This window comes from Prevotella sp. MA2016, assembly GCF_000619825.1.
Taxonomy (GTDB): Bacteria; Bacteroidota; Bacteroidia; order Bacteroidales; family Bacteroidaceae; genus Prevotella.
This window is the reverse complement of the sequence record NZ_JHUW01000006.1, coordinates 99,372-122,105: the sequence shown is the minus strand read 5'-3', so window position 1 is coordinate 122,105 and position 22,734 is coordinate 99,372. Positions and strand designations below refer to the sequence as shown.

The 22,734-nt window shown below is 49.1% G+C and carries 19 protein-coding genes, 1 pseudogene and 1 riboswitch; of the genes and pseudogenes, 11 read left to right on the top strand and 9 right to left on the bottom strand.

Features of this window, described 5'->3' with window-relative positions:
* Nucleotides 1-3: 3 nt before the first annotated feature.
* The 3 genes from T360_RS0100600 to T360_RS0100590 all read right to left on the bottom strand — a co-directional run bounded on the left by T360_RS0100600 (nt 4) and on the right by T360_RS0100590 (nt 3,388).
* Entirely contained in the window at nt 4-1,506 is a 1,503-nt protein-coding gene (locus T360_RS0100600; protein ID WP_028911060.1) for a GH3 auxin-responsive promoter family protein, read from the bottom strand.
* 71 nt (nt 1,507-1,577) lie between these two features.
* Nucleotides 1,578-2,843, bottom strand: a complete 1,266-nt coding sequence (locus T360_RS0100595; RefSeq protein WP_028911059.1) for an outer membrane beta-barrel protein — start codon at nt 2,841-2,843, stop codon at nt 1,578-1,580.
* Nucleotides 2,840-3,388 carry an RNA polymerase sigma factor gene (locus T360_RS0100590; RefSeq protein ID WP_028911058.1) on the bottom strand — a complete coding sequence of 183 codons (549 nt, stop codon included), beginning with the start codon at nt 3,386-3,388 and terminating at the stop codon, nt 2,840-2,842. The genes T360_RS0100595 and T360_RS0100590 overlap by 4 nt, the downstream gene beginning before the upstream one ends.
* 149 nt (nt 3,389-3,537) lie before the next feature.
* Between T360_RS0100590 and T360_RS0100585 the strand changes: the two genes are divergently transcribed.
* Nucleotides 3,538-4,884 carry a serpin family protein gene (locus tag T360_RS0100585; RefSeq protein WP_028911057.1) on the top strand — a complete coding sequence of 449 codons (1,347 nt, stop codon included), beginning with the start codon at nt 3,538-3,540 and terminating at the stop codon, nt 4,882-4,884.
* Nucleotides 4,885-4,888: 4 nt separating this feature from the next.
* Here T360_RS0100585 and rnc read toward each other — a convergent pair whose 3' ends face one another.
* The 3 genes from rnc to T360_RS0100570 all read right to left on the bottom strand — a co-directional run bounded on the left by rnc (nt 4,889) and on the right by T360_RS0100570 (nt 7,510).
* Nucleotides 4,889-5,917: a ribonuclease III gene (gene rnc, locus T360_RS0100580; protein WP_028911056.1), complete on the bottom strand. Its 1,029-nt coding sequence runs from the start codon at nt 5,915-5,917 to the stop codon at nt 4,889-4,891.
* The gene (gene fabF / locus T360_RS0100575; RefSeq protein ID WP_028911055.1) at nt 5,907-7,169 is read right to left on the bottom strand and encodes a beta-ketoacyl-ACP synthase II; all 1,263 of its coding nucleotides are present in this window, start codon (nt 7,167-7,169) and stop codon (nt 5,907-5,909) included. Before fabF ends, rnc begins: the two co-directional genes overlap by 11 nt.
* A gap of 104 nt (nt 7,170-7,273) precedes the next feature.
* Complete coding sequence (locus T360_RS0100570; RefSeq protein ID WP_013065488.1) at nt 7,274-7,510, bottom strand: acyl carrier protein; 237 nt, start codon at nt 7,508-7,510, stop codon at nt 7,274-7,276.
* Between the two features lie 281 nt (nt 7,511-7,791).
* On the opposite strand from T360_RS0100570, the gene T360_RS0100565 reads away from it, so the two are divergent.
* The 9 genes from T360_RS0100565 to T360_RS0100525 all read left to right on the top strand — a co-directional run bounded on the left by T360_RS0100565 (nt 7,792) and on the right by T360_RS0100525 (nt 17,815).
* A complete protein-coding gene (locus T360_RS0100565; protein ID WP_028911054.1) occupies nt 7,792-8,397 on the top strand; it encodes a DUF4254 domain-containing protein in 606 nt (201 codons plus the stop codon).
* Between the two features lie 10 nt (nt 8,398-8,407).
* Entirely contained in the window at nt 8,408-9,460 is a 1,053-nt protein-coding gene (locus T360_RS0100560; protein ID WP_028911053.1) for a glycosyltransferase family 9 protein, read from the top strand.
* 14 nt (nt 9,461-9,474) lie between these two features.
* Nucleotides 9,475-9,630 carry a rubredoxin gene (rd, locus tag T360_RS0100555; protein WP_028911052.1) on the top strand — a complete coding sequence of 52 codons (156 nt, stop codon included), beginning with the start codon at nt 9,475-9,477 and terminating at the stop codon, nt 9,628-9,630.
* A 15-nt stretch (nt 9,631-9,645) separates the two neighbouring features.
* Complete coding sequence (locus T360_RS15575; RefSeq protein WP_155949335.1) at nt 9,646-11,097, top strand: PD-(D/E)XK nuclease family protein; 1,452 nt, start codon at nt 9,646-9,648, stop codon at nt 11,095-11,097.
* Nucleotides 11,098-11,286: 189 nt separating this feature from the next.
* Nucleotides 11,287-11,503: riboswitch (cobalamin riboswitch) on the top strand.
* Nucleotides 11,504-11,545: 42 nt separating this feature from the next.
* On the top strand, nt 11,546-13,561 hold the full coding sequence (locus tag T360_RS0100545; RefSeq protein ID WP_051523244.1) for a TonB-dependent receptor: 2,016 nt from the start codon (nt 11,546-11,548) through the stop codon (nt 13,559-13,561).
* Nucleotides 13,562-13,657: 96 nt separating this feature from the next.
* Nucleotides 13,658-14,752 (top strand): YncE family protein, encoded by a 1,095-nt coding sequence (locus T360_RS0100540; RefSeq protein ID WP_369793471.1) that lies wholly within the window; start codon nt 13,658-13,660, stop codon nt 14,750-14,752.
* 11 nt (nt 14,753-14,763) lie between these two features.
* Nucleotides 14,764-15,915 (top strand): hypothetical protein, encoded by a 1,152-nt coding sequence (locus T360_RS0100535; RefSeq protein WP_028911049.1) that lies wholly within the window; start codon nt 14,764-14,766, stop codon nt 15,913-15,915.
* Nucleotides 15,916-15,944: 29 nt separating this feature from the next.
* On the top strand, nt 15,945-16,688 hold the full coding sequence (locus T360_RS0100530; protein WP_081772636.1) for a DUF4465 domain-containing protein: 744 nt from the start codon (nt 15,945-15,947) through the stop codon (nt 16,686-16,688).
* The gene (locus T360_RS0100525; RefSeq protein ID WP_028911047.1) at nt 16,688-17,815 is read left to right on the top strand and encodes an ABC transporter substrate-binding protein; all 1,128 of its coding nucleotides are present in this window, start codon (nt 16,688-16,690) and stop codon (nt 17,813-17,815) included. Before T360_RS0100530 ends, T360_RS0100525 begins: the two co-directional genes overlap by 1 nt.
* On the opposite strand, the gene T360_RS0100520 is transcribed toward T360_RS0100525, so the two are convergent.
* The 3 genes and pseudogenes from T360_RS0100520 to T360_RS0100510 all read right to left on the bottom strand — a co-directional run bounded on the left by T360_RS0100520 (nt 17,805) and on the right by T360_RS0100510 (nt 20,295).
* The gene (locus tag T360_RS0100520; protein WP_028911046.1) at nt 17,805-18,839 is read right to left on the bottom strand and encodes a histidinol-phosphate transaminase; all 1,035 of its coding nucleotides are present in this window, start codon (nt 18,837-18,839) and stop codon (nt 17,805-17,807) included. The two genes, T360_RS0100525 and T360_RS0100520, sit on opposite strands and share 11 nt — an antisense overlap.
* Before the next feature lie 13 nt (nt 18,840-18,852).
* Nucleotides 18,853-19,638 (bottom strand): annotated as a pseudogene (locus T360_RS14245) (ABC transporter ATP-binding protein); the annotation flags it as partial.
* Nucleotides 19,639-19,716: 78 nt separating this feature from the next.
* The gene (locus T360_RS0100510; RefSeq protein ID WP_028911045.1) at nt 19,717-20,295 is read right to left on the bottom strand and encodes a manganese efflux pump MntP family protein; all 579 of its coding nucleotides are present in this window, start codon (nt 20,293-20,295) and stop codon (nt 19,717-19,719) included.
* A gap of 124 nt (nt 20,296-20,419) precedes the next feature.
* Between T360_RS0100510 and T360_RS0100505 the strand changes: the two genes are divergently transcribed.
* Nucleotides 20,420-22,603, top strand: a complete 2,184-nt coding sequence (locus tag T360_RS0100505; RefSeq protein ID WP_028911044.1) for an alpha-galactosidase — start codon at nt 20,420-20,422, stop codon at nt 22,601-22,603.
* The last annotated feature ends 131 nt before the right edge of the window (nt 22,604-22,734 follow it).

Here is a 22,734-nt window from a genome sequence, read left to right as displayed (position 1 = left end):
TAATTATTGCATTTTTGCATTAAGCGAAAGCAATTGTTCAATATGCTCGCGAGAGTTACTGAGGCGAGGCACCTTGTGCTGGCCACCCAGTTTACCTTTCAGCTTGAGCCAGTCGTTAAAGAGGTTGGGGCGAGCCTCAATGATTTCGAGATGCTGCAACGTGATGTCCTTATAGCGCTTGGCCTCGTAGTCGCTATTGATTTCCTGCAGATGCTTGTCGAGCAGGTCGCTGAACTGCTGAAGATCGGCAGGACGCTTGGCAAACTCGATGAGCCACTGGTGGCGGCACTTGGCATTCTGATCCATAAACACAGGGGCTGCTGTGTATTCCAACACCTCGGCACCCGTCTGCTCGCAGGCATAGGCCAGACCTTTCTCGGCATTATCCACAATCAGCTCCTCGCCAAAGGCATTGATGAAATGCTTGGTGCGACCAGAGATGATAAACTTATAAGGATTGGTGGATGTGAACTGGATGGTGTCGCCAATCTCATAGCGCCACAAGCCGCAACTGGTAGAGATAACCATCGCATAGTTCTTGCCTGTTTCTACGCCCCAGAGGGGAACAGGATCGCCACCATCCATGGGGATAAACTCATAGAACACATCGTAGTCAAGCATCAGCAGCATCGACTTGTCTGCAGGATCGTTCTGAAGTCCGAAGAAACCCTCGCTGGCATTATAAGTCTCCATATAGTGCATGTTTGGCGAGGTGATGAGCTGTTCATACTGCTTGCGATAAGGCGTGAAAGCCACACCGCCGTGGAAGAACATCTCAATATTGGGCCAAACCTCCTCCAGATGGGTCTTGCCCGTAATCTCCATCATACGTGTGAGCACAGAGAGCATCCATGAGGGCACACCCGAGATATTGGTCACGTTCTTGTTCATCGCCTCTCGCGCAATACGATCACGCTTGATTTCGAAGTCGGAAAGCAAGGCCGTCTTCTTCTTAGGCACACGAACCAGATTGGCCAATGGATTGATATTCTCAATAAGGATGGCGCTCAAGTCGCCAACCAACGAATCCTTCAGATTATAGTTTGGTGCATGACTACCACCAAGAATCAGCGCACGCCCATCAAAGATACGCGACTTGGGATTGTTGTGCAGATACATGGCCACTGCATCAAAACCACCACAATAATGGATATGATTCAAGCCATCCTGACTCACAGGGATAAATTTCGACTTATCGTTGGTGGTGCCCGACGACTTGGCATACCATTTCACACGGCCTGGCCACAACACATCCGACTCACCATGACGCATACGGTCGATAGCGCCTTTCAACTCTTCATAAGTATTTACAGGATTATGCTTCACGAAATCAGCGTAACCCTTGATAGATGCAAAGGCATGATTTCGTCCGTATTCTGTATCCTTGGCTTTCGATACCAAGCGGCTCAGCACAGTCTCTTGAAGTGCCTGGCCCTGGTTCAAGTGTTTTTCAAGATCCCGCTGTCGGGCCTCAAACACTTTTCTTACTATATTTGTTATACTCATAATAAATTGCGCAATCTGCCTGCAAAATTACGCAATTCCATTGTAAAGGGGGAATATTTTTCGATTTTTTATCATTTAAGATGTAATCTTAATCCAAACTGCAGAGATGGGGCCAAAGGATGCTCTTTGTAATAATGCTCCAAAGAGGTGCCATCGTCGAAATAATAACCCAATGATGGCTCGAGATAAAGTCCGAACTGGCGGGTGAAATGATACTCGGCACCTGCGGCAGCGTTGAGTGAGAACTGCCAGGGGCGCTCGTCTATCTCACTCCTCGACATCTTACTGTCAACACATTTCTCAATCAAGGCTCCTCCAGAAAGATAAACCCCGAAGCCTCCCTGCGACCACAACTGCCATGAAACACCTAATGGAATGCCCAGATATTTGAGCTTCTGGGTATAGCTATTATCATAAGCAAAAGGCATCTTAAACTCTGATTCAAGATAGGTATAGCTGATTCCACCATGCAGCGCCAAGCGATTGTTAAGCTGATACTGCACCGTCAGGCCGAATCGTATGGGCAGCTTGTGCTTTATTTCCGCCTGTTCAGGCAGATTAACTGATGCATAGCTCCCATTGTGGTTTAAGAATTCACCGCCATATAAAGCCTGATATGTAAAGATGGAGTACGCATCACTTTTCAAGAGCTGACTTCCCATCTGATTGTCAATATTATTACTAGCCATCAATAGGCCGTTTGAGCCGTTCAGCGCGATAGTCCATTTGTCAGAATGGTTTGATTTTGAACGTATTTCCTTCGAATCTACAACTTCTGGCAGATAGGTTTGTTTCTTCTCATGCTGCACCTGAACATTGGGGGCATCGGGCGCTGGCTCACTCACGCTGGCCACATCTTGAGGGGTGGTTTCTGTGGGCTCCTGCAAGAGGTCGGCAGGGGCTTCCTGCGGATTTGCCTCTGGGGCAGCTTGCTGGCTAACGACCGCAAGTGCTGGCTGCTGGGCCGCTGGGGTGTGACGATGCCGAGGAGCCGCCTGTGCCAGAAGTGTGGGGGCTTCCTGAGGCATCGATGGCTGAGCATCCGAGGCAACTGGCGTTGGCGCTTTCTCGTGGTTAGCCACCAATTGGGGCTCGCTGCTAGCCACTAACTGAGGCTCGCTGGTATCAAACTGATAGAGGGCAAAGAATCCAACAATCGCAAGGACGGCCGCTGCAGCAGCCCAATACCATCTGCGGCTGGCCACCGACTTTGGCGCAACTACAGGTGCCGTCTGGAAGCCCATCTCTCGACTGATGCCCTCCCAGAGTCCAGCTGGCGGCTCCATCTGGTGGTCCTCCAGCTTCTGCTTCATCTGTTTTGTCCAATCCTCTTTCATTCCTTATCGATTATTAATTCTTTTATTCTGCGTGCCAGCCATTGCTTGGCGTAATGGAGCTGAGAGGCCGATGTGCTCTCCTTGATACCTAGTAGTTCGGCTATCTGCCGATGCGAGTAGTCTTCAAATACATACAGATTCAGTACCGTTCTGTATCCATCAGGCAGTTCGCTTATCAGCTGGTGCAGCTGGTCGGCCGAAATCTGCTCTGTTGCAGGGGTGTCGTCTGCTATATCTGCTTGCTTCTGTTTTATCTCGTCCTGCTCTACAAACAGCAGTTTCTTCTTGGTCCTTAGGAACATCAGCGCCTCGTTTGCTACCACCCTCATCAGCCAACCTTTAAACGCTTCATCGCTACGATACTCCATCGTTGGGATAGCCGTGAAAATCTTCACAAAACTGTTCTGCAGCACGTCCTTTGCATCGTCGGCATTGGGAATATATCGGTAGCAGACCGATGAAAGCTCACCAATATACATTTGGTAGAGCTCACTCATCGCCCGCTGGTCTTTATTCCGTATGCGTTCAACGATTTGTTTGACCATTTTTACCTGCGTTCTATTATTAGAATTCAAAAGTACGTAAATCTTGTATGAGAACGACAAGTTTTTTAATTCTTTAACATTTTTCCATGCAAGAATTCCCATAATTCTGCATTATTATAGCGAAATGAACCTAAAAATATGGTATGTTTATGAAAAAAATTCTATTCTTATTATCAGCCATCATGCTGAGTGGAGCAATCGTTTCGAGCCTCCTTTCATGCAGCTCGTCAGAAGAGATTGGTGAGAATGAGCAGCTCGAGCCCAAGCAAGTTGTAAACATGCTTTCTGGCTCTCAGCCCATTGAGCTAACACCTGAGCAAAAAGTGTTTGCTAACGACAACAACGGCTTTACGCTGAACTTCCTGAAAGCAGTAAACAAGGCTGAACAAAACGGCCAGAGCTTTATCTATTCGCCATTGAGCATTACCTATGTATTAGGTATGGTGAACGATGCTGCCACAGGGCAGACAGAGCAGGAACTGGAACAGGTTTTGGGCTTCCATCAGGGGGGCATCAAGGCTGTAAATGAATATTGTAAGAAACTGATTGACGGGCTGCCCCAGACTGACGAGAAGGTGACGCTAAACATTGCCAATGCCCTGTTTGTAAATAAGAACAAGGCCAAGCTGCAGACTCAGTATCAGAAAGATATGGAGCAATATTATGATGCCACAGCAGAGAACCTGGACTTCAAGTTGCCATCAACGCTCAAGACCATCAACGACTGGGCCAACGATCATACCAATGGCATGATTCCAACCATTCTCGATAAGATAGATGAGAATATGGCAACCTATCTGCTGAACGCCATCTATTTTAAAGCCGACTGGGCTTCTAAGTTTGATGAAGCAAATACCAAAGAAGAGAGCTTTACTACGACAAAAAGTACAGTAAAACTGCCATTGATGCACCAGAATGTGCTTATCCAATATTATAAGAACAAAGACTATAGCGCCATCGAGATACCTTATGGCAAGGGGGTATGGAAGATGACGGTAATGCTACCTGAGGAAGGAAAGACCACCGATGATATAATCAACCGTATTAGCAAATCAGGGTGCTTAGAGGGGCATATTTACAGCGCCAATATAGACGACGCATATAGGGCATACGAAGTTGACCTGAAACTGCCACGCTTTGAAACCAGTTCGGATACAGATAAACTGACTTTGAATGGTGGTCTTATTGCCCTACTGCAACAGATGGGCATTCGCCAGGTATTTGATTATAACATCTCTCAGGTGCCCAATATGTGCGAAAAAGAGAATATGTATATTTCGATGATGCGCCAGAAGGCAAAGATTAAGGTCAACGAGGAAGGTTCTGAGGCGGCTGCCGTAACCATTGGTGGGGCAAACTGTACGGCTTTCACCCCTAATCCTCAACCTGTAGAATATCCTAAGGCCATATTCCATGCTAATCGCCCCTTTGTATATGCCATCAGCGAGGCTTCTTCGGGTGTTATCGTGTTTGTAGGAAAATTTTCTGGGGAGTAGAACTTTACTCCCCAGAAAATGCTGCAGCTTCAGCTTCGGCTATGATTTCCTCACGCGATTTCTCTTTATGAGAGATGTCCGAGAGGTCGAATTCCTTATCTGCAAAATCTATTGTCGGCGTTTCAGAGGGTTCTGTGGTTGGTTGTTCTACCACCTGTTCTACCACCTGTTCTGCCACTGTCGGCTGTTCGATGATGAAGCTCTGCTGCTCCTTCTCCGGATCGGGCACAGCCATTGCCGGCTCTTCTTCCATCTGGGTGCGAGCCGTCTTGGCGGCAAACACCGCATCCACGAACTGAGGTTCGCGCTTCAGGCGCTGCAGAGTGTCTTTCGAGGCCTTCTGCTGCGCCTCTTTCTTTGAATAGCCTGAGCCGCTCTCGCCACTCACGCCCTCAATCACTACCATATAGGTAAATACAGGACTGCCGTGCTCGTCTTTTTTCTGCTTGGTAAGCTTGTACTCCAAACGCACACGATTCTTCTGGCTCCACTCGAGCAACTTCGACTTGAAGTTCACCTCCTTGAAGGCCACCTTATCTATATCTATATGCTTGCCCAGCACTTGCTTCTCGAAAAAGTGCAGACAAGCCTCGTAGCCCCGATCCAAGTAGATTGCTCCCACCAACGCCTCGAAAGCATTACCCTCAACATAACTGTTGTGCGAGGTTGAATGACCTGCTGATATCAGCAGATTGCTCAATCGCATCTCTGTGGCCAACTTTCCAAGCGTTTCGCGGCTTACGAGTTTCGATCGTGTGTTAGTCAGGAATCCTTCGCGCTTACCCTCATAATGACGATAAACGATGTAACCCACAGCAGCGTCGAGTATGGCATCACCCAAGAACTCCAGTCGCTCGTTATTGAGCGGCTTGCCCTTGTCGTTGCGCTTGCGGATGCTCTTGTGCATCAGCGCCATCTTGTAATACTCGATGTTACGGGGATAGAATCCCAGTATCTCGTAAAGAGAAGAAAAAAGCTCCTTCTCCTTGCGGAAAGGGAGCTTTATTCTATCAATAATGTTACTAAGCTTCATACTTCTTGAATACTACACATGCATTGTGACCACCAAAGCCGAAGGTGTTGCTGAGACCAGCACGAACCACACGCTTCTGAGCCTTGTTGAATGTGAAGTTCAGGTTGTAGTCAATCTCTGGATCCTCATCGCCCTCCTCGTGGTTGATGGTTGGAGGAATGATATCGTTCTTAATAGCCAGAACGGTAGCCATTGCCTCTACAGCACCAGCAGCACCCAGCAGGTGACCAGTCATTGACTTAGTAGAAGAGATGTTGAGCTTGTAGGCAGCATCGCCGAATACCTCCTTGATGGCCTTAGCCTCAGAGATATCACCAACGTGGGTAGAAGTACCGTGAACGTTGATATAGTCGATGTCCTCAGGCTTCAATCCTGCGTCCTCAAGAGCATTCTGCATCACAAGCTTAGCGCCCAGACCCTCTGGGTGAGAAGCGGTGATGTGGTGAGCGTCGGCACTCATACCGGCACCAACCATCTCAGCGTAGATCTTAGCACCACGAGCCTTAGCGTGCTCCAGTTCCTCAAGAATCAAGCAACCAGAACCCTCGGCCATGATGAATCCATCGCGGCTGGCGCTGAAAGGACGGCTGGCCTTCTCTGGCTCGTCGTTACGAGTAGAGAGAGCGTGCATGGCGTTGAAACCACCTACACCAGTAGCGCAGATAGCAGCCTCAGCACCACCAGCAACAATAGCGTTAGCCTTACCCAAGCGAATCAGGTTGAAGGCGTCGGCCAGAGCATTTGATGAAGATGCACAAGCTGAAGCGGTGATATAGTTGGGGCCATGGAAGCCATACATAATAGAAATCTGACCAGCTGCGATATCAGCAATCATCTTAGGGATGAAGAAGGGGTTGAACTTAGGACCATCGGCCTCGTGAACACCATAGTATTTCACCTCGTCCTCGAAGGTCTTAATTCCACCGATACCTACGCCGTAAACCACGCCGATACGGTTCTTGTCTTCTGTCTCCAGATCCATGCCGCTGTCTTCAACAGCCTGCTTAGCAGCAATCAGGGCCAGCTGTGTGTAGCGGTCCATCTTACGTGCCTCTTTGCGATCCAGGAAATCGTTCACATTCAGGTTTTTAACCTCGCATGCAAACTTTGTTTTGAAATTTGTTGTATCGAAACTTGTAATAGGTGCTGCGCCGCTTACTCCGTTGAGCAGGTTATTCCACATCTCATCAGGAGTGTTGCCCACTGGCGTTACTGCGCCAAGACCTGTTACAACTACTCTTTTTAATTCCATAAGCTTAAAATTGAAAAACAAAAAATTGAAAAATTGAAGAACGAATCCAGGATGAAGCCTGAACTTCAATTCTTCAATTCTTCAATCCTTCAATTCTGAAAAATTTATTTTGCGTTCTCCTCGATGTAAGCGATGGCGTCACCAACGGTACCGATCTTCTCAGCCTTATCATCGGGAATTGAGATACCAAACTCCTTCTCGAACTCCATGATCAGCTCAACGGTATCCAGTGAGTCTGCACCCAGGTCGTTTGTGAAGCTAGCCTCTGCCTTTACTTCAGCCTCATCCACACCGAGTTTGTCTACGATAATTGCCTTTACTTTGCTTTCAATTTCTGACATAATTGTAATAATTTAATTTGTTAATAATGATGTTGCTATCTTGAAATTTTTCCGGCTTATAGCCGAAATCGGGTGCAAAGTAACACATTTTCTTTCACTTATGCAAATATTTTTAAGAAAAACTTACTTCTAGTTGCACAAACCATGGGCATTTGTGCAAAAAAATGACGTTTTTGGGTGTCCCTAATACTATAAAAATACAAAATATGGCGAATTTATTCATTTTTAGTTGGATATTTGAAAAAGTTTCTGTAGTTTTGCAAAATAAAACAAATACAAATATGACATTTACAACAGAAGCCAATCAGATTTTCAATCGCGCGATAACCGATTATCACATTTTCGACAATGTTGACACGCCTTTAAAGAATCCGTATCAGAAAGATAGCATCCAATATAGCCTGTATAAGAAATGCTGGATTGATACTGTTCAGTGGCATTATGAGGATATCATCCGCGACCCGCATATTGATCCTATTGAAGCACTTGCACTGAAGCGCCGCATCGACCGCAGCAACCAGGACCGTACCGACCTTGTTGAGGAGATCGACTCATGGTTCCGCCAGTATTACAGCGAGGTGGTGCCACAGGAGGATGCACGCCTGAACACAGAAAGCCCTGCCTGGGCTGTGGACCGTTTGAGCATCTTAGCGCTGAAGATCTACCACATGCAGGAGCAGGTGGAGCGTACCGATGCCGAACTAGAGCATATCGAGAGATGCAAGGCTAAGCTGGCTGTGCTGCTTGAACAGCAGAAAGACCTTTCGCTGGCTATCGACCAACTGCTGGAGGATATCGCAGCAGGACGTAAGTACATGAAGGTTTATCGCCAGATGAAAATGTATAACGACCCAGCAACCAACCCTATTTTATATAACCAGAAGTAAAACTAAGCTGATGAGAAAAGAGCATATACTGGTCATCAGATTCTCAGCTCTTGGCGACGTGGCAATGATGGTGCCCGTGGTATGGTCGCTGGCACGTCAGTATCCTGATATCCGTATCACGGTACTGAGCCGTAAGTTTGCCCGTCCGCTATTCGACGATCTGGCTCCCAACGTGAATTTCATGGAGGCCGATTTGAACAAGGAGTATCACGGCGTGAGAGGACTGAACGCCCTTTATCGCCGCCTGGTAGCTAAGCAGTTCACCAAGGTGGCCGACTTGCATAATGTGCTCCGATCAGAATATCTCAGACTGAGATTTAACCTGGGCAGATATCGCGTAGAGCATATCAACAAGCACCGCAATCAGCGCCGTAAGCTGGTTTCTGGCAATCCCAACAAGCAGGCACAACTTCCCTCTTCGTTCGAGAATTATGCTGCTGTGTTTGAGCGCCTGGGTTATCCTGTTGACATCAAGAATTTCAAATCTATATTCCCAGCAGAAGGTGGCAACCTGAATTTGCTGCCAGCTGTGTTTGGGCCTAAGAAGAATTTCGAGCAGTGGATTGGTATAGCCCCGTTTGCTGCCCACGATGGTAAGGTTTATCCACCACGACTGATGGAGCAGGTGATCTATCGCCTCATCCAGCAGTATCCTCAAGGACGCATCTTCCTGTTTGGCCGTGGCGAAGAAGAAGAGAAGTACTTCCAGCTGTGGTGCGCTCAGTATCGCCAGTGTACTTCGGTTGCCAAGCATTGCGAAGGTATGTATCAGGAACTGATTCTGATGAGCCACCTCAACGTGATGCTCTCGATGGACTCTGCCAATATGCACCTAGCATCGCTCACAGGTATTCCTGTGGTTAGCGTATGGGGGGCCACACACCCGAAGGCTGGATTCTTTGGCTACAACCAGGATCCGGAGAACGCCATCCAGATTGACTTAGAATGCCGACCATGCAGCATCTATGGAAACAAGCCTTGTCAGCGTGGCGATTATGCTTGTCTGCAGAACATTCCGCCCGAGCGGATTGTTGACAGAATAAATACCCTTATTAATAACTAAACACTAGAACGCTTATGAAGTACATTTGTGAAGTATGCGGTTACGTTTACGACCCCGCAGAAGGCGATCCCGATGGTGGCATCGCTCCAGGAACAGCTTTTGAGGATATCCCCGATGACTGGGTATGCCCCGTGTGTGGCGTTGGCAAAGACAGCTTCCGCCCAGAGTAACAACAACATGAATTTATGAATCAAGTTTATCCACTATTAAGGTTCCCTGAAAGGGGAACCATTTTGTATCCCTTTCGTCGTCACCCACTCATCAAGCCAGGCGCACTCGAACAGACGTTTGCACGAGAGCTTATCAGCCGGCTGCCAGCAGGCGTTGAGTGCCTGCTCAACGTATGTATCATCACTACCGACAAGCAGCCAGCCTATTATCCCGATTTGGTGCTGGTGGTGGCTGGCCGACCTGAGATACGTATTGATGTGGAGATTGACGAACCCTATAAGAAAACAACACGAGAACCTATCCATTATGTGTCGTGTGGCGATGTGTTTCGCGACCATCTGCTCAACCGGCATGGTTGGACGGTGGTGCGACTGGCTGTTCAGCAGGTGACGCAGGAACCAAGCATCTGTGCCAACTATCTGGTAGAACTACTGTCGGCCATGATGGCTGATAGCGCTACCGCCCCGCAGCACCAGTTCATCGCTGTACCCTTCCCCGTAGAGCCTTGGACCCGCAACGAAGCCCTGAAGATGGCCTATTGGCAGAAGGTTGCTGGCGAAGAAAGACAGATAGACGAGCGGCGCTATGCCCTCGACGAGCAGGAGCAGAAATGCCTGCCACTCATCAAACCTTTCGAGAAAACGGCCGACATGCTCGAAAAGATGACCAACTTTCGCGACGCAGATCATTATGAGCAGGATGCCGACATCGATTTTGAACCATCAGAACATATCTATATATATAAAGGTATAAAGCGCATGCTACCCGTTAGCTCGCTTATCGCCTATTTCTTCGAGGAGTTTCAGGCGCTGCCTCAGGCCGAAAACCAGTTCAGGTATAAAGGCATACCCGTTGAGGAGAGTCTCGACAAATGGGAGCGCGCAGGTCGCACCGCCAGCGAGGTGGGCACCTTTGTGCATCTGCAGACGGAGAACTACTTCCAGCGTGGCTTCTTCGAGACCGAATGCCAGTTGCAGTTTGGTTCAGAGGTTGAGACCATCAGCGTGGAACAAGAGAAATTGCATTTCCTGCATTTCATCCGCGACTACCAGATAGAGCCCTATCGCCAGGAATGGCCCGTTTACGATAAGGACCTGAACATCGCAGGCACCATCGACCTGATTTGTAAGGACGACGATGGCGAGTTCACCATCTACGACTGGAAACGCTCGTCGAAGGTGGTCAACGCCCAAGGCCAACCCTTCGTTGAGGGCTTCCGCGGCAAGATGAGCTACAACGGCATCAGTCTGCCCGATACTTCGTTCTACCATTATTGCATCCAGCAGAACCTCTATCGCTACATGCTCGAAAAGCATTACGGCATCAAGGTGAAAGCCATGAATCTGGTAGTGCTCTGCCCCGACTTCCCCACCTACTACGTAGCCCAAGTGCCCAAGATGGACCAGCTCATCCAACAAATCGTCGCCATCTGCCAGCAAAGGGACTTGGGGCATCTGTTGCTGTAAGAATTCCTTATACGTTCGTTCGTTGTTGGCTGTCTCAAAATCTATTGCAGCAAAATCTCGCATATTAATCGTCTCTATATTTACATGATCAGATTTGATGCTGCAAATATAATAAAAAGGTGTGAATAATTGAGGCAGAGGTTGAGAAAACTTTTTTCATAATAGTTTGCCGTTTCGAATATTTTGCTTAAATTTGCAGCCGTAATCGGTTCTCCTTGGGGAGATGAAAAGGGAATCAGGTGAGAGACCTGAACAGAATCCCACCGGAAGGTGCCTACACTTGGCCTTTCCCGCTGCTGTAAGTCGTCCTTTATGAGGCGCAAACACCAATGTCACTGAGATTTTCGGGAAGACGTTTGCTGCCAGACGATAAGTCAGAAGACCTGCCGATGAAACAGCCGTTGCCTACCGCTCTCTGGGGTTAGACGGTGGCGACATACAGATAGCGATGAGGAAGCGAAAGCTCACATTGACATTGGCTTGTCTGACGGCCTTGACAGCGATGGCGCAAAGCAAGCTTGATTCCGTACAGCATGTGCGGGAGATTGTTGTTGTGTCGAAACCTGCCATGCGTGAGGTGGTGCCTAGTCAGAAGTTGAAGGGTGAACTGCTGGAGCAGCTGAACACCCACTCTGTGGCAGACGCTTTGCGCTATTTCTCTGGTATCCAACTGAAGGACTATGGTGGTGTGGGAGGCATCAAGACGGTGAATATCCGTTCGATGGGTACGCATCATCTGGGCATCAGCTACGATGGCGTGCAGTTAGGCAATGCGCAGAACGGACAGATAGACCTGGGGCAGTTCTCGCTGGATAATGTCGAGGATATCACGCTGTATAACGGACAGAAGAGTGCCATCTTCCAACCTGCCAGCGACTTTGGGAATGCGGGGGCTATCTATATCCGTACCAAGGCGCCAGTATTCGACAAAGATGGGAAGACCCACCTGCGATTCAAAACCCAGTATGGCTCGAGTGATATGTTCCGCTTCTCCACGCTTTGGGAGCAGAAATTGTCTGAGACCGTCAGCTCGAGTGTAAGTGCGGGTTTCCTGACTGCCAGCGGCAAGTATAAGTTCCACTACGAGCGCAAATATCCTAACGGACAGACGGCTTGGGACACCACAGCTGTACGACAGAATGGCGATATCCATGCAGAGCGCATTGAGGCTAACCTCTTTGGCAGATTGGATCAAGGCGGATGGCAGCTGAAAGCTTATCTCTACAACTCGGCTCGCGGCATTCCTGGGGCCATCGTGAATAACGTGTGGCGACGTGGCGAGCGACAGCAAGACTTGAATACCTTTGTACAAGCCGATTATAATAAGAATATAGGTGATGGCTTCAGCACCCGTTGGCTGGCCAAATATGCCTATTACAATACCCACTATGTGAATAAGGACAGCACCCAACTGCCTGTGGATAACCGCTACAGGCAGCAGGAACTGTATCTCTCAACAGCCAATGTCCTGGAGCTGCTGCCCAACTGGAGTGCTTCGCTGGCCTACGATTTCAAGTGGAACAAGTTGAATGCGGATATCTACAATTTTGCTTACCCCACCAGAATATCGAATCTGGTGAGTTTGGCTACAGCTATCGACTACAAACACCTGAAGGCCCAAGGCTCTATCCTAGCCACCTTTATTAATGATAAGACGCACCGCACGGGAGCGTTTGCAAACTTAAATACCAGTCGTTCACTCTCGAAGCTGACGCCTGCGCTATTCGTCAACCTCTATCCTTTCAATGGTACCTTCTTCTCGATGCGGACCTATGTCAAGAAGAGTTTCCGCATGCCTACCTTCAACGACTTGTATTATACCGATATGGGCAATGCCAACTTGGTGCCTGAGAGTGCGCTGCAGTACGATGCCGGCTTTGCGCTGAACAAGCACTTTGAACATGGTATCGTGCGCCACGCCGAGATGCATTTTGATGCCTATTATAATACGGTACACGATAAGATTGTGGCTTACCCCAAAGGACAACAGTTCCGTTGGACGATGCTGAATCTGGGAAAGGTGCACATCAAAGGTATCGATGTGGAGGCTGAGGCCGACTTCAAGATTGGCAAGGACTTGGTGGCTACCACCCGTGCCCAGTACACCTATCAGGATGCACGCGATGTAACTGACCCAGAAACGTCGTATTATAAGCATCAGATACCCTATATCCCCTGGCATTCCGGCTCGGCCATTCTGGGTCTTACCTATAAGCATTGGAACCTGAACTACTCGTTTATCTATGCGGGCGAACGCTACGACGAGCAGGAGAATATTCTCTATAACCACATGGAACCCTGGTACACCAGCGACTTGAGCATGACCTACTGGTTTATAGTTCAGAGTGCAAAGTTCAGAGTTCAGTTGGATGTTAACAACCTGTTGGGACAGGACTATGAGGTGATTGTGAATTACCCCATGCCTGGCCGCAACTATACATTAACACTAGGTGTGGAAATTTAGGAAGAGTTGAAGAATTGAAGAATAATGAGACAGATAGTTTACCTTTTTGCAATTTTGCTTTTATGCGCTTGTCGGCATGATGTAATGATCGTGCCGATGGAGAATATCGATACTGGCGGTAAGGCACAGAAGGGTGAGATTATCGGCATGTATCTGCTGAACGAGGGTAACATGGGCTCGAACAAATCGTCACTCGACTATCTCGACCTTTCTGGCGACGATGAGACCACACATTACTATCGTAACATCTATCAGGAGCGCAACCCCAACACGGTGATGGCTCTAGGCGATGTGGGCAACGACTGTCAGATTTATGGCTCACGCCTCTGGCTGGTCATCAACTGCTCTAACAAGGTAGAAGTGGCGCGTGCTGCTGATGCTGTGAGGATAGGCAAAGTGGATATTCCAAATTGTCGCTATGTGACGTTTAAGGATCAGTATGCCTATGTGTCGTCGTATGTAGGTACGGTTTATGGTGGCAGCAACAGTCCGTTGGGTAGTGTATATAAGGTAGATACCCTCACCTTGCAAAAGGTTGACTCTTGCAGTGTGGGCTACCAGCCCGAAGAGATGGCTATCATTGGCAATCATCTTTACGTGGCCAATAGCGGAGGCTATCAGGGCATGACAGGACAGGGCTATGAGAGTACGGTGAGTGTGATCGACCTGGCGACAATGCACGAGGTGGATAAGATTGAGGTGGCACCCAACCTGCACCATCTGAAACTCGACAACCACAACCAACTATGGGTAACGGCTCGTGGCAACTATATGGATGAGAAATCGAGTATCTATTGGTTGGAACCTGATGCCAACGGTAAGATGAAGTTAGGTGGGCACATCAATCAGTCGGTGAGCGACCTGTGCATCGTGGGCGATTCGCTCTATTTCTATGGTGCCCAGTGGAGCGAGGTGGAGATGACCAATACCGTTACCTATGGTATCATCAACGTGAAGACGCATCAGGTGGTGAGCACGAGTCTATCGGATGCCCCTGAAATCAGTAAGATACGCATGCCTTATGGCATCATCGTCAATCCCATCCATCGCGATTTCTATCTGATGGATGCCAAGAACTATGTATCGAGTGGCGAACTGCTGCATTTCCTGCCCGATGGCACTTTCGACTGGAAGGTGAAGACTGGCGACATTCCTGCCCATGCAGCGTTCTTGGTAAAATGTAAGAATTGAAGAGTTGAAATATGAGATATATGATTAAAAGTGGCACAGGAAGAAAGTGGTTGAAGGTTTTACCCTTCTACCTTCTTATCTTATTACCCTTACATGCCCAGCGCATGGATGATGTGGCAGTGCACTCGAAGTATATCCAGGCTGTGGATGAGTATCGACCTGCCCCAGGCCAGCATGTAAACGATGTGCCTACATACGAGGATGGCGACACAGAGGCCGACATGATTCGCAAGTGCAACGAGAATCTAGCTGGTCTTGGTCCCATCGATTCTCATCTCGTGGCGCTTGGCGGATGGGGCGGATATATCACGTTCCACTTCGACCATTCTATTGCCAACGTGCCTGGCAAGCGCGACTTTGCCGTGTGGGGCAATGCCTATCAGGAAATGCGCAACCTGGTGTTTGGTGGCATGAACGAAGCTGGTGTGGTGATGGTATCGAAAGATGTGAATGGCAACGGTAAGCCCGACGACCCTTGGTATGAGATCAGCGGCAGCTGCGATGTGGATAGCGTGGGTAAGGTGGTATATGGCTACGAGGTGACCTACCGTCAGAATCCCATGGGTGATATCCCCTGGACGGATAACCAAGGCCATAGCGGCACCATCGATCGCAACCACTATCACACCCAGGAGTATTACCCCCAGTGGCTGCCAGACGGGCTCACCTTCAAGGGCACCCGATTGCCTGATAATATGCAGAATCTGTCGGATCAGGTCGAGCAGTCGTTCAGTCCATATTATTATGTGCTGGTTGGTTTCCGCTATGGTTATGCCGACAACCTGCCCAACTTTACGGATAATGCCGATGCCGACTCATGGAACTACGATGGCTGTGGTATCGACATCTCGTGGGCTGTGGATGAAAATCGCCAACCAGTAAATCTGGATTTTGTGGATTTCGTGCGCATTTATACCGGCTTGAACCAGAAGTGCCCTCAGCCCGAGTGGTGGGGCGAGACATCTACAGAGTTTGCTGGGGCCGAGGATATACACCTCGACGCTTCTATCGAAGCCATCAGGAATGCCCAGACAGGCATCCGCACCATCCAGCAGGAGGCTGCTAAGACGGCGCCCTTCTATGACCTACAAGGCCGACAAGTGGTGACTCCCACCCAAAAAGGCCTTTATATTCAGAACAGAAAGAAGATTTTTATCAAATAACTTTTATTATTCACTTAAAAAAAACAGTTATGAAGACAAACAAATTATTCGGACTTGCAGTCCTCGTATGCGGTTTCGCATTGTCATTCACATCATGTACTAATGACGACAATCCTGTAGGTGGTAAGAGACATGTTACAGTATCTTTCGAGAAGAAAACGCTTGGCGCTGAAGGTTATTGGTGCGGCGATGAATCTGGAGAGAAATTTAGCAACTGGGGGAGTGACGCTTTCGCTTGTCTGTTTAAAGAAAAGGGTGTAACCTTCCCTGTTAACTACACACCTTCATGGGCCAGCTGGTCTGGTTTCTCTATCTCTAACCGTACTGCTACTACATACAAGGATCCGATAGCCGATCAGTTCAACAACATTACTGGTACTGCCAAGAGCGGCAAAAACTTCTGTGTAGTTTATACCTTTGGTGAGGCTATCGACTTTGGTCGCACTGTAACCCTGAAGGGTTTCTGGTTTACCAATGATGCTTGGGCTGTAGATGCTATCCTGAATGGCGATGGTATGACTCCTGGTAAGTTTGAGAAGGATGACTGGTTCAAGTGCACTGTTACTGCAACATTGGCTGATGGTACCACAAAGGATGTTGAACTCTATCTGGCTAAGGACGGCGAGTATGTCAAGGATTGGCAGTTCTGTGATTTCCAGTCGCTAGAGGGTGTTAAGAGCCTGAGCTTTGCATTCGATAGCACCAAGAAGAACGAGTACGGTACAACCACACCTTCTTATATCTGTATTGACGACCTCGAGTTTGAGTATTAATGAAAACCATTTTCAAACTATTCATACTGACAGTATTGCTGTCGGCCTGCGGAGGCGCTAAGAAAAGTGCGCCTTCGCAAGCTGATGGCGATGCTGTCGCTTTTAAGTATGCCACGCAGATTAGCATCGAGAAGTTTGATGGCTACACGGTGGCAACCATTAAGAATCCCTGGAAGGAGGGTATGACCCTGCATCGCTACGTGCTGGTGCCTGCCGATCAGGAGATTCCCAACCATATACCCACAGGCACTATTGTTCGCACACCATTAAAGCGCGCCGTGATGTTCACCACCGTTCATTGCGCCATGGTGATGGAGTTTGGCCGACAGGACTGCATAGCAGGTGTGGCCGATCTGAAGTATATCAAGATACCCTGGATTCAGGAGCAGGTGGCCAAAGGTCGTATCACCGATGTGGGCGATGGTATGAGTCCTGTAATCGAAAAAATTATCGACGAGCATCCTGATGCCCTCTTCCTGTCGCCATTCGAGAATAGTGGCGGATATGGCAAGCTTGAAGAGATCAACATCCCTATCATAGAGTGTGCCGACTATATGGAAGCATCGCCTCTGGCGCGTGCCGAGTGGCTACGCTTCTATGGTATGTTGTTTGGTTGCGAAGAGCGTGCCACAGCCTTGTTTGAGTCGGTTGATAACAGTTACCAGCAACTCAAGGCATTGGCTGCCAAAGCCAAGACCAGACCTACTGTATTGATGGATAAGGTGACGGGCAGCGTGTGGTACGTGCCAGGCGGCAAGAGCACCATCGGACAGATGATAAAGGATGCCAACGGAAAATATGCCTGGGCCGACGACGAGCACAGCGGTTCTATCTCGCTGCCTTTTGAGACGGTTTTGGAACGTTCTGGCGACGCTGATGTATGGCTTTTCAGATATAGTGGCAATCACGATATCACCTACGATGAACTGCTGAGCGAGCATCATGGCTACAATCAGTTCAAGGCCTTCAAGAATCATACTGCTTATGGATGCGATGTAGAGCGCTCACCATTCTATGAAGAGTCGCCTTTCCACCCGGAAAGACTTCTGGCCGACTTTATCCTCATACTGCATCCTGAAGTAAACACGCTAACCAGTCTGCGCTATTTCAAGCCAGTCAGCCAGTAACCTCATTCTGCTGGTCTACATAGGCCTGGATGGCCTCTACCAGCAGATCGTTTTCTTCGGCTCGCTGGGCAGTAACGCGGAAGTAGTTATTATCCAGGCCGCTGATGTTTGACGCATCGCGAATCAGTATGCCGTAGTTGTCCAGCAACCAGCGTTTCAAATCGCTTGCAGTACTGTTTTCGATAGATACCAGCATAAAGTTGGTATCGCTTTTCATCACCTTCAGTCCAGCTATGGTAGAAAGGTTCTGATGTAGTCTTGCTGCTTCAACCAGATAAGCTTTCAGGTCTGGAATCATCTGCACATCATGCTTCAGCATATATTTGCCAGCCTCTATAGCCAAGGCGTTCACCGTCCAGGGCTGACGTATCTGTTTCAGGCGACCGATAATAATTGGTGAGGCCACGATATAACCCAGTCGCAAGCCCGGAATACAGAACTTCTTAGATAGTGAGTGCACCAGCATCACGTTGAACACATCTGTCATCTCCTTTGGGTCGAGCATAGGTGCCAGCGTATAATCGGCATACGACTGGTCGATCACATACAGATAGCGTGGATGCTGCCTGACGATATGATTCAGCATACCCTTCACAAGCACATTGCCTGTAGGGTTATTGGGGTTACAAATCCAGTAGATACGGTCTTTGGGCATCACGTCGAATTCATCCTTCACATCGTAGGAAATCACGTGATTGAACATGCGGCAGGCATCTTCATACTCGCTGAATGTGGGCTGAGGGATGATAGAGGCCCATCCTTTGTAGAGTTGTGCTATCAGATAGATGGCTTCGTTGGCGCCACTTGTCACCATGACGGTGTTCTCCTTTACACCTAACTTCTCGGCCAGCATGCACTCCAGCGTGTGGGCATCAGGCTCTGGATAGTGGGCCACCACATCAAAATGCTGCATCAAGTGTTCTTTCAGTGCTGTATAGTCGGCCTGACTATATACATTCGAGCTGAAATTTATCTTTACCTTGTCGCCATAGCGAAACACGTCGTCACCATGTCCATTTATCATAGGCCTAATAGTTTTTCTTTGTTACTTTAATTGTCATCGTTTTGGAATCGAAAGCGATACCATCACGCTCTATAAACCTGCCCAATGCGCCTTGTTGGGCCAGCGCTTCGGGAGTGCCTATGGCCATCGGCTCACCTTTGGTCATCAACCAGATGGTATCAGCCAGTTGCAGGGCCAGTTCCACATCATGCGTAGATAGGAAAACCACTTTGCCAGCCTCGCGACTGATACGGCAAAGCAGTTGCAGCACCTCTACCTTACTGGGGTAGTCGAGAAAAGCCGTTGGCTCGTCCAGATAGATGACGGGTGTTTGCTGTGCCAGTGCCTTGGCTATCATCACCTTCTGTCGCTCTCCATCGCTCAGCGTGTGCACCATCCGTTTTGACAGCGATTCTATGCCCACCATGCTGATGGCCTCATCCACCACCTGCAAGTCGTCTTTCGAATAGGTGCCCCAGAATCCTGTGTATGGCGACCGTCCTAACGACACCAATTCGCGCACAGTCATATTTCTCACATCTGGTTTCTCTGTCAGCACCACGCCTATCAGGCGGCTCAGCTGCTTGTCGGTATAATCAGAGATTTCGCGCCCTTCAAGCCATATCTCACCTCCTGTTTTGGGTTGGAAGGATGCAAGCGTTCTCAACAGAGTAGATTTGCCCACGCCATTAGCTCCCAACAAGCAGGTGAGTTCGCCGCTTGCGATGGTGCCACTAATGCCGGTAGCCACAGTTTTTATGCCGTGTTTCGTCTGGTAGCCGATGCTTAGGTTTTGCAGTTCTATTGTCTCGCTTGTCATCTTCATGGTGCAAAGTTAATAAAAAGTTTGAAACCAAAACAACAAAATGCAAACTTTTTTGTTCTTGGCAGATCTATGTCAAACCATCAGGTGGGTCAACAGTATTTTCACACCTATCGTCAACAGGATGATACCTCCCAGCAGTTCTGGTTTCAGTCGGCGTGCTATCGCCCTTCCAAATCTTACGCCAAGTTGATAGCCAAAGAGACTGAACAAGAATGAAACAAACCCTATCACCACCAGTGGTTGGGCTATCTGCATCACGTCTCTGTAGCCCATACAGGCAAACGATATACCAATGGCAAGGGCATCGATGCTGGTAGCCACTGCCAACAGCAGTTGGGTTTGCAGGTTCTTGGGGTCGAACTGCTTCTCTTCTTCCTCTGGGGCAAACGACTCGCGAATCATCTTACCACCAATAAAAGCCAGCAGTCCGAATGCTATCCAATGGTCGATAAACTCCAATTGCTCGCTAAAATGGTTGGTAGCCAGCCATCCCGCCAGCGGCATCAGGGCTTGAAACAGTCCAAACAGGAAGGCCAAACGCAGTATCAATGCCCATAACCAACGGCGCACAATGACACCACTCACGATTGATACCGTGAAGCAATCCATAGCCAGCGCTACTGCCAGCATCCATATATCCAGTGTGTTCATGATGTACTATTTTGCTCTTTATTACACTTTGGTATGCAAAGTAACCATTTTTTTTTGAGATAAACAAATTTTTTATTACCTTTGCGCTCAGATTATTGACTAACAACCAAATTTGAACTAAAAAATGAAAAAGTTTTTATTCTTTGCTTTCCTCATGGTCTCGGCCTCAACGGTTTGGGCCAAGCAGGTGGTCATCCAAACCAGAAACACCACGATGGTGCTTGATGTAGAGACTGGCCGACAGCCACAGTACGTGTATTACGGTGCCAAACTGACCGACTACGACTTGCAGCATCTGCAGGGTGTTCGCGGCGGCCGTATGGATGCCTATCCAGCCTATGGTATGAACTGTCCTGCCGAGGCAGCTGTGGCCATGACGCATGCTGATGGCAACCTGTCAACCGAACTCTACGCTACCGATGTAACTACTCAGGGCCAGCTCAAGCAGATCACACTTAGCGACCCCAAATACCCTGTATCGGTAGTGCTCTGCTACAAAGCCTATTTCGATGAGGATATGATTGAAACCTGGACTGAGATCAAGCATGGCGAGGCCAAGCCCGTCACGCTTACCCAGTTTGCCTCCATCTCGCTGCCCATCCGCAGGGGCAATGTGTGGCTGTCGCACCTACATGGCTCATGGGGCAACGAAGCTCAGCTTGTAGAGGAGCCTATACTGTCAGGACAGAAGGTGATCAAGAATAAGGATGGCGTACGCAACGCGCACACCGACCATGCCGAGGTGATGTTCTCGCTCAACGGCAAGGGCCAGGAGAACTGCGGCGACGTGATTGGCGCTGCCCTCTGCTACTCAGGCAACTATCAGCTCAAGATAGAGACCGATGATACTGAATATCATTACTTTTTTGCAGGCATCAACCCCGACAATTCTGCCTATCAACTGAAGAAGGGCGAGACGTTTATCACCCCCAAGGTGGCGCTCAGTTTCTCACAGCAGGGCCTCTCGGGCGTGTCGCGCAACTTCCATAAGTGGGGCCGCAACTACATGCTGGCTCATGGCAACAAGGAGCGTAAGATACTGCTCAACTCGTGGGAGGGTGTTTATTTCGACATCAACCAGCAGGGCATGGACCAGATGATGGGCGACATCGCTTCGATGGGTGGCGAGCTCTTCGTGATGGACGATGGCTGGTTTGGCGTGAAATACCCCCGCAAGACCGACAACTGCGCCCTGGGCGACTGGAAGGTGGATACCCACAAGCTGCCCGAAGGTATCGAGGGACTGCTGCGCGATGCCAAGAAACACGGCATCAAGTTCGGCATCTGGATTGAGCCCGAGATGACCAACTCGGTTTCAGAACTCTACGATGCCCACCCCGACTGGATTGTCAAGGCTCCCAAGCGCGATGCTGTGCAAGGTCGTGGCGGCACGCAGCTGGTGCTCGACATGAGCAATCCCAAGGTGCAGGATTTTGTGGTATCGATAGTAGACAACCTGATGAGCAAATATCCTGAGATCGACTATATCAAGTGGGATGCCAACATGGCCATCATGAACCATGGTTCGCAGTATCTCACCATGAACAATCAGAGCCATCTCTACATCGAGTATCATCGTGGTTTCGAGAAAGCCTGTCAGCGCATCCGCGCCAAGTATCCCGACCTCACCATCCAGGCTTGTGCCTCTGGTGGCGGACGTGCCAACTGGGGCGTGCTACCCTACTTCGATGAGTTCTGGACCTCCGACAATACCGATGCTCTGCAGCGTATCTACATGCAGTGGGGCACCAGCTATTTCTTCCCCGCCATCGCTATGGCCTGCCACATCTCGGCCACACCCAACCACACCGTATTCCGCACCACAGCCATGAAGTATCGCATCGATGTGGCCATGAGCGGACGCCTGGGTATGGAAATCCAGCCTAAGAATATGACTGCCGACGAAAAGGAACTCTGCCGCAAGGCCATTGCCGAATATAAGCAGATTCGCCCCATCGTGCAGTTTGGCGATCTCTACCGTCTGGTTTCGCCATACGACAAGCAGGGCCTGGCCTCGCTGATGTATGTCAACGAACAGAAGTCGAAGTCGGTGTTCTTCTGGTGGAAGACCGAGTCGTTCCAGAATGAGCATCTGCCCCGTGTAAAGATGGCTGGTCTTGATGCCAACAAGAACTATAAGGTGCACGAGCTAAACCGTATCGACCAGCGCCCGATGGACGTCGAGGGCCAGGTGTTCAGCGGAGCCTATCTGATGAACCACGGTCTTGAGATGCCTTATCGCAACGAACCTGAGTGGAGCAAGAAGACCGACTGGAGCAGTCGTGTTCTGCTGCTCGAAGCGCAATAAATTTCCTCATCCCTCCCTAATCTCTCCCTCATCTCTCAATCATCCCTCCCTAGAGGCAGGGGGATAAGAGGTAAACCCTGAGAGATAAGGGAGGGTTTTTCATGAGAAAATGTTTCCGAACAAGGGAATGT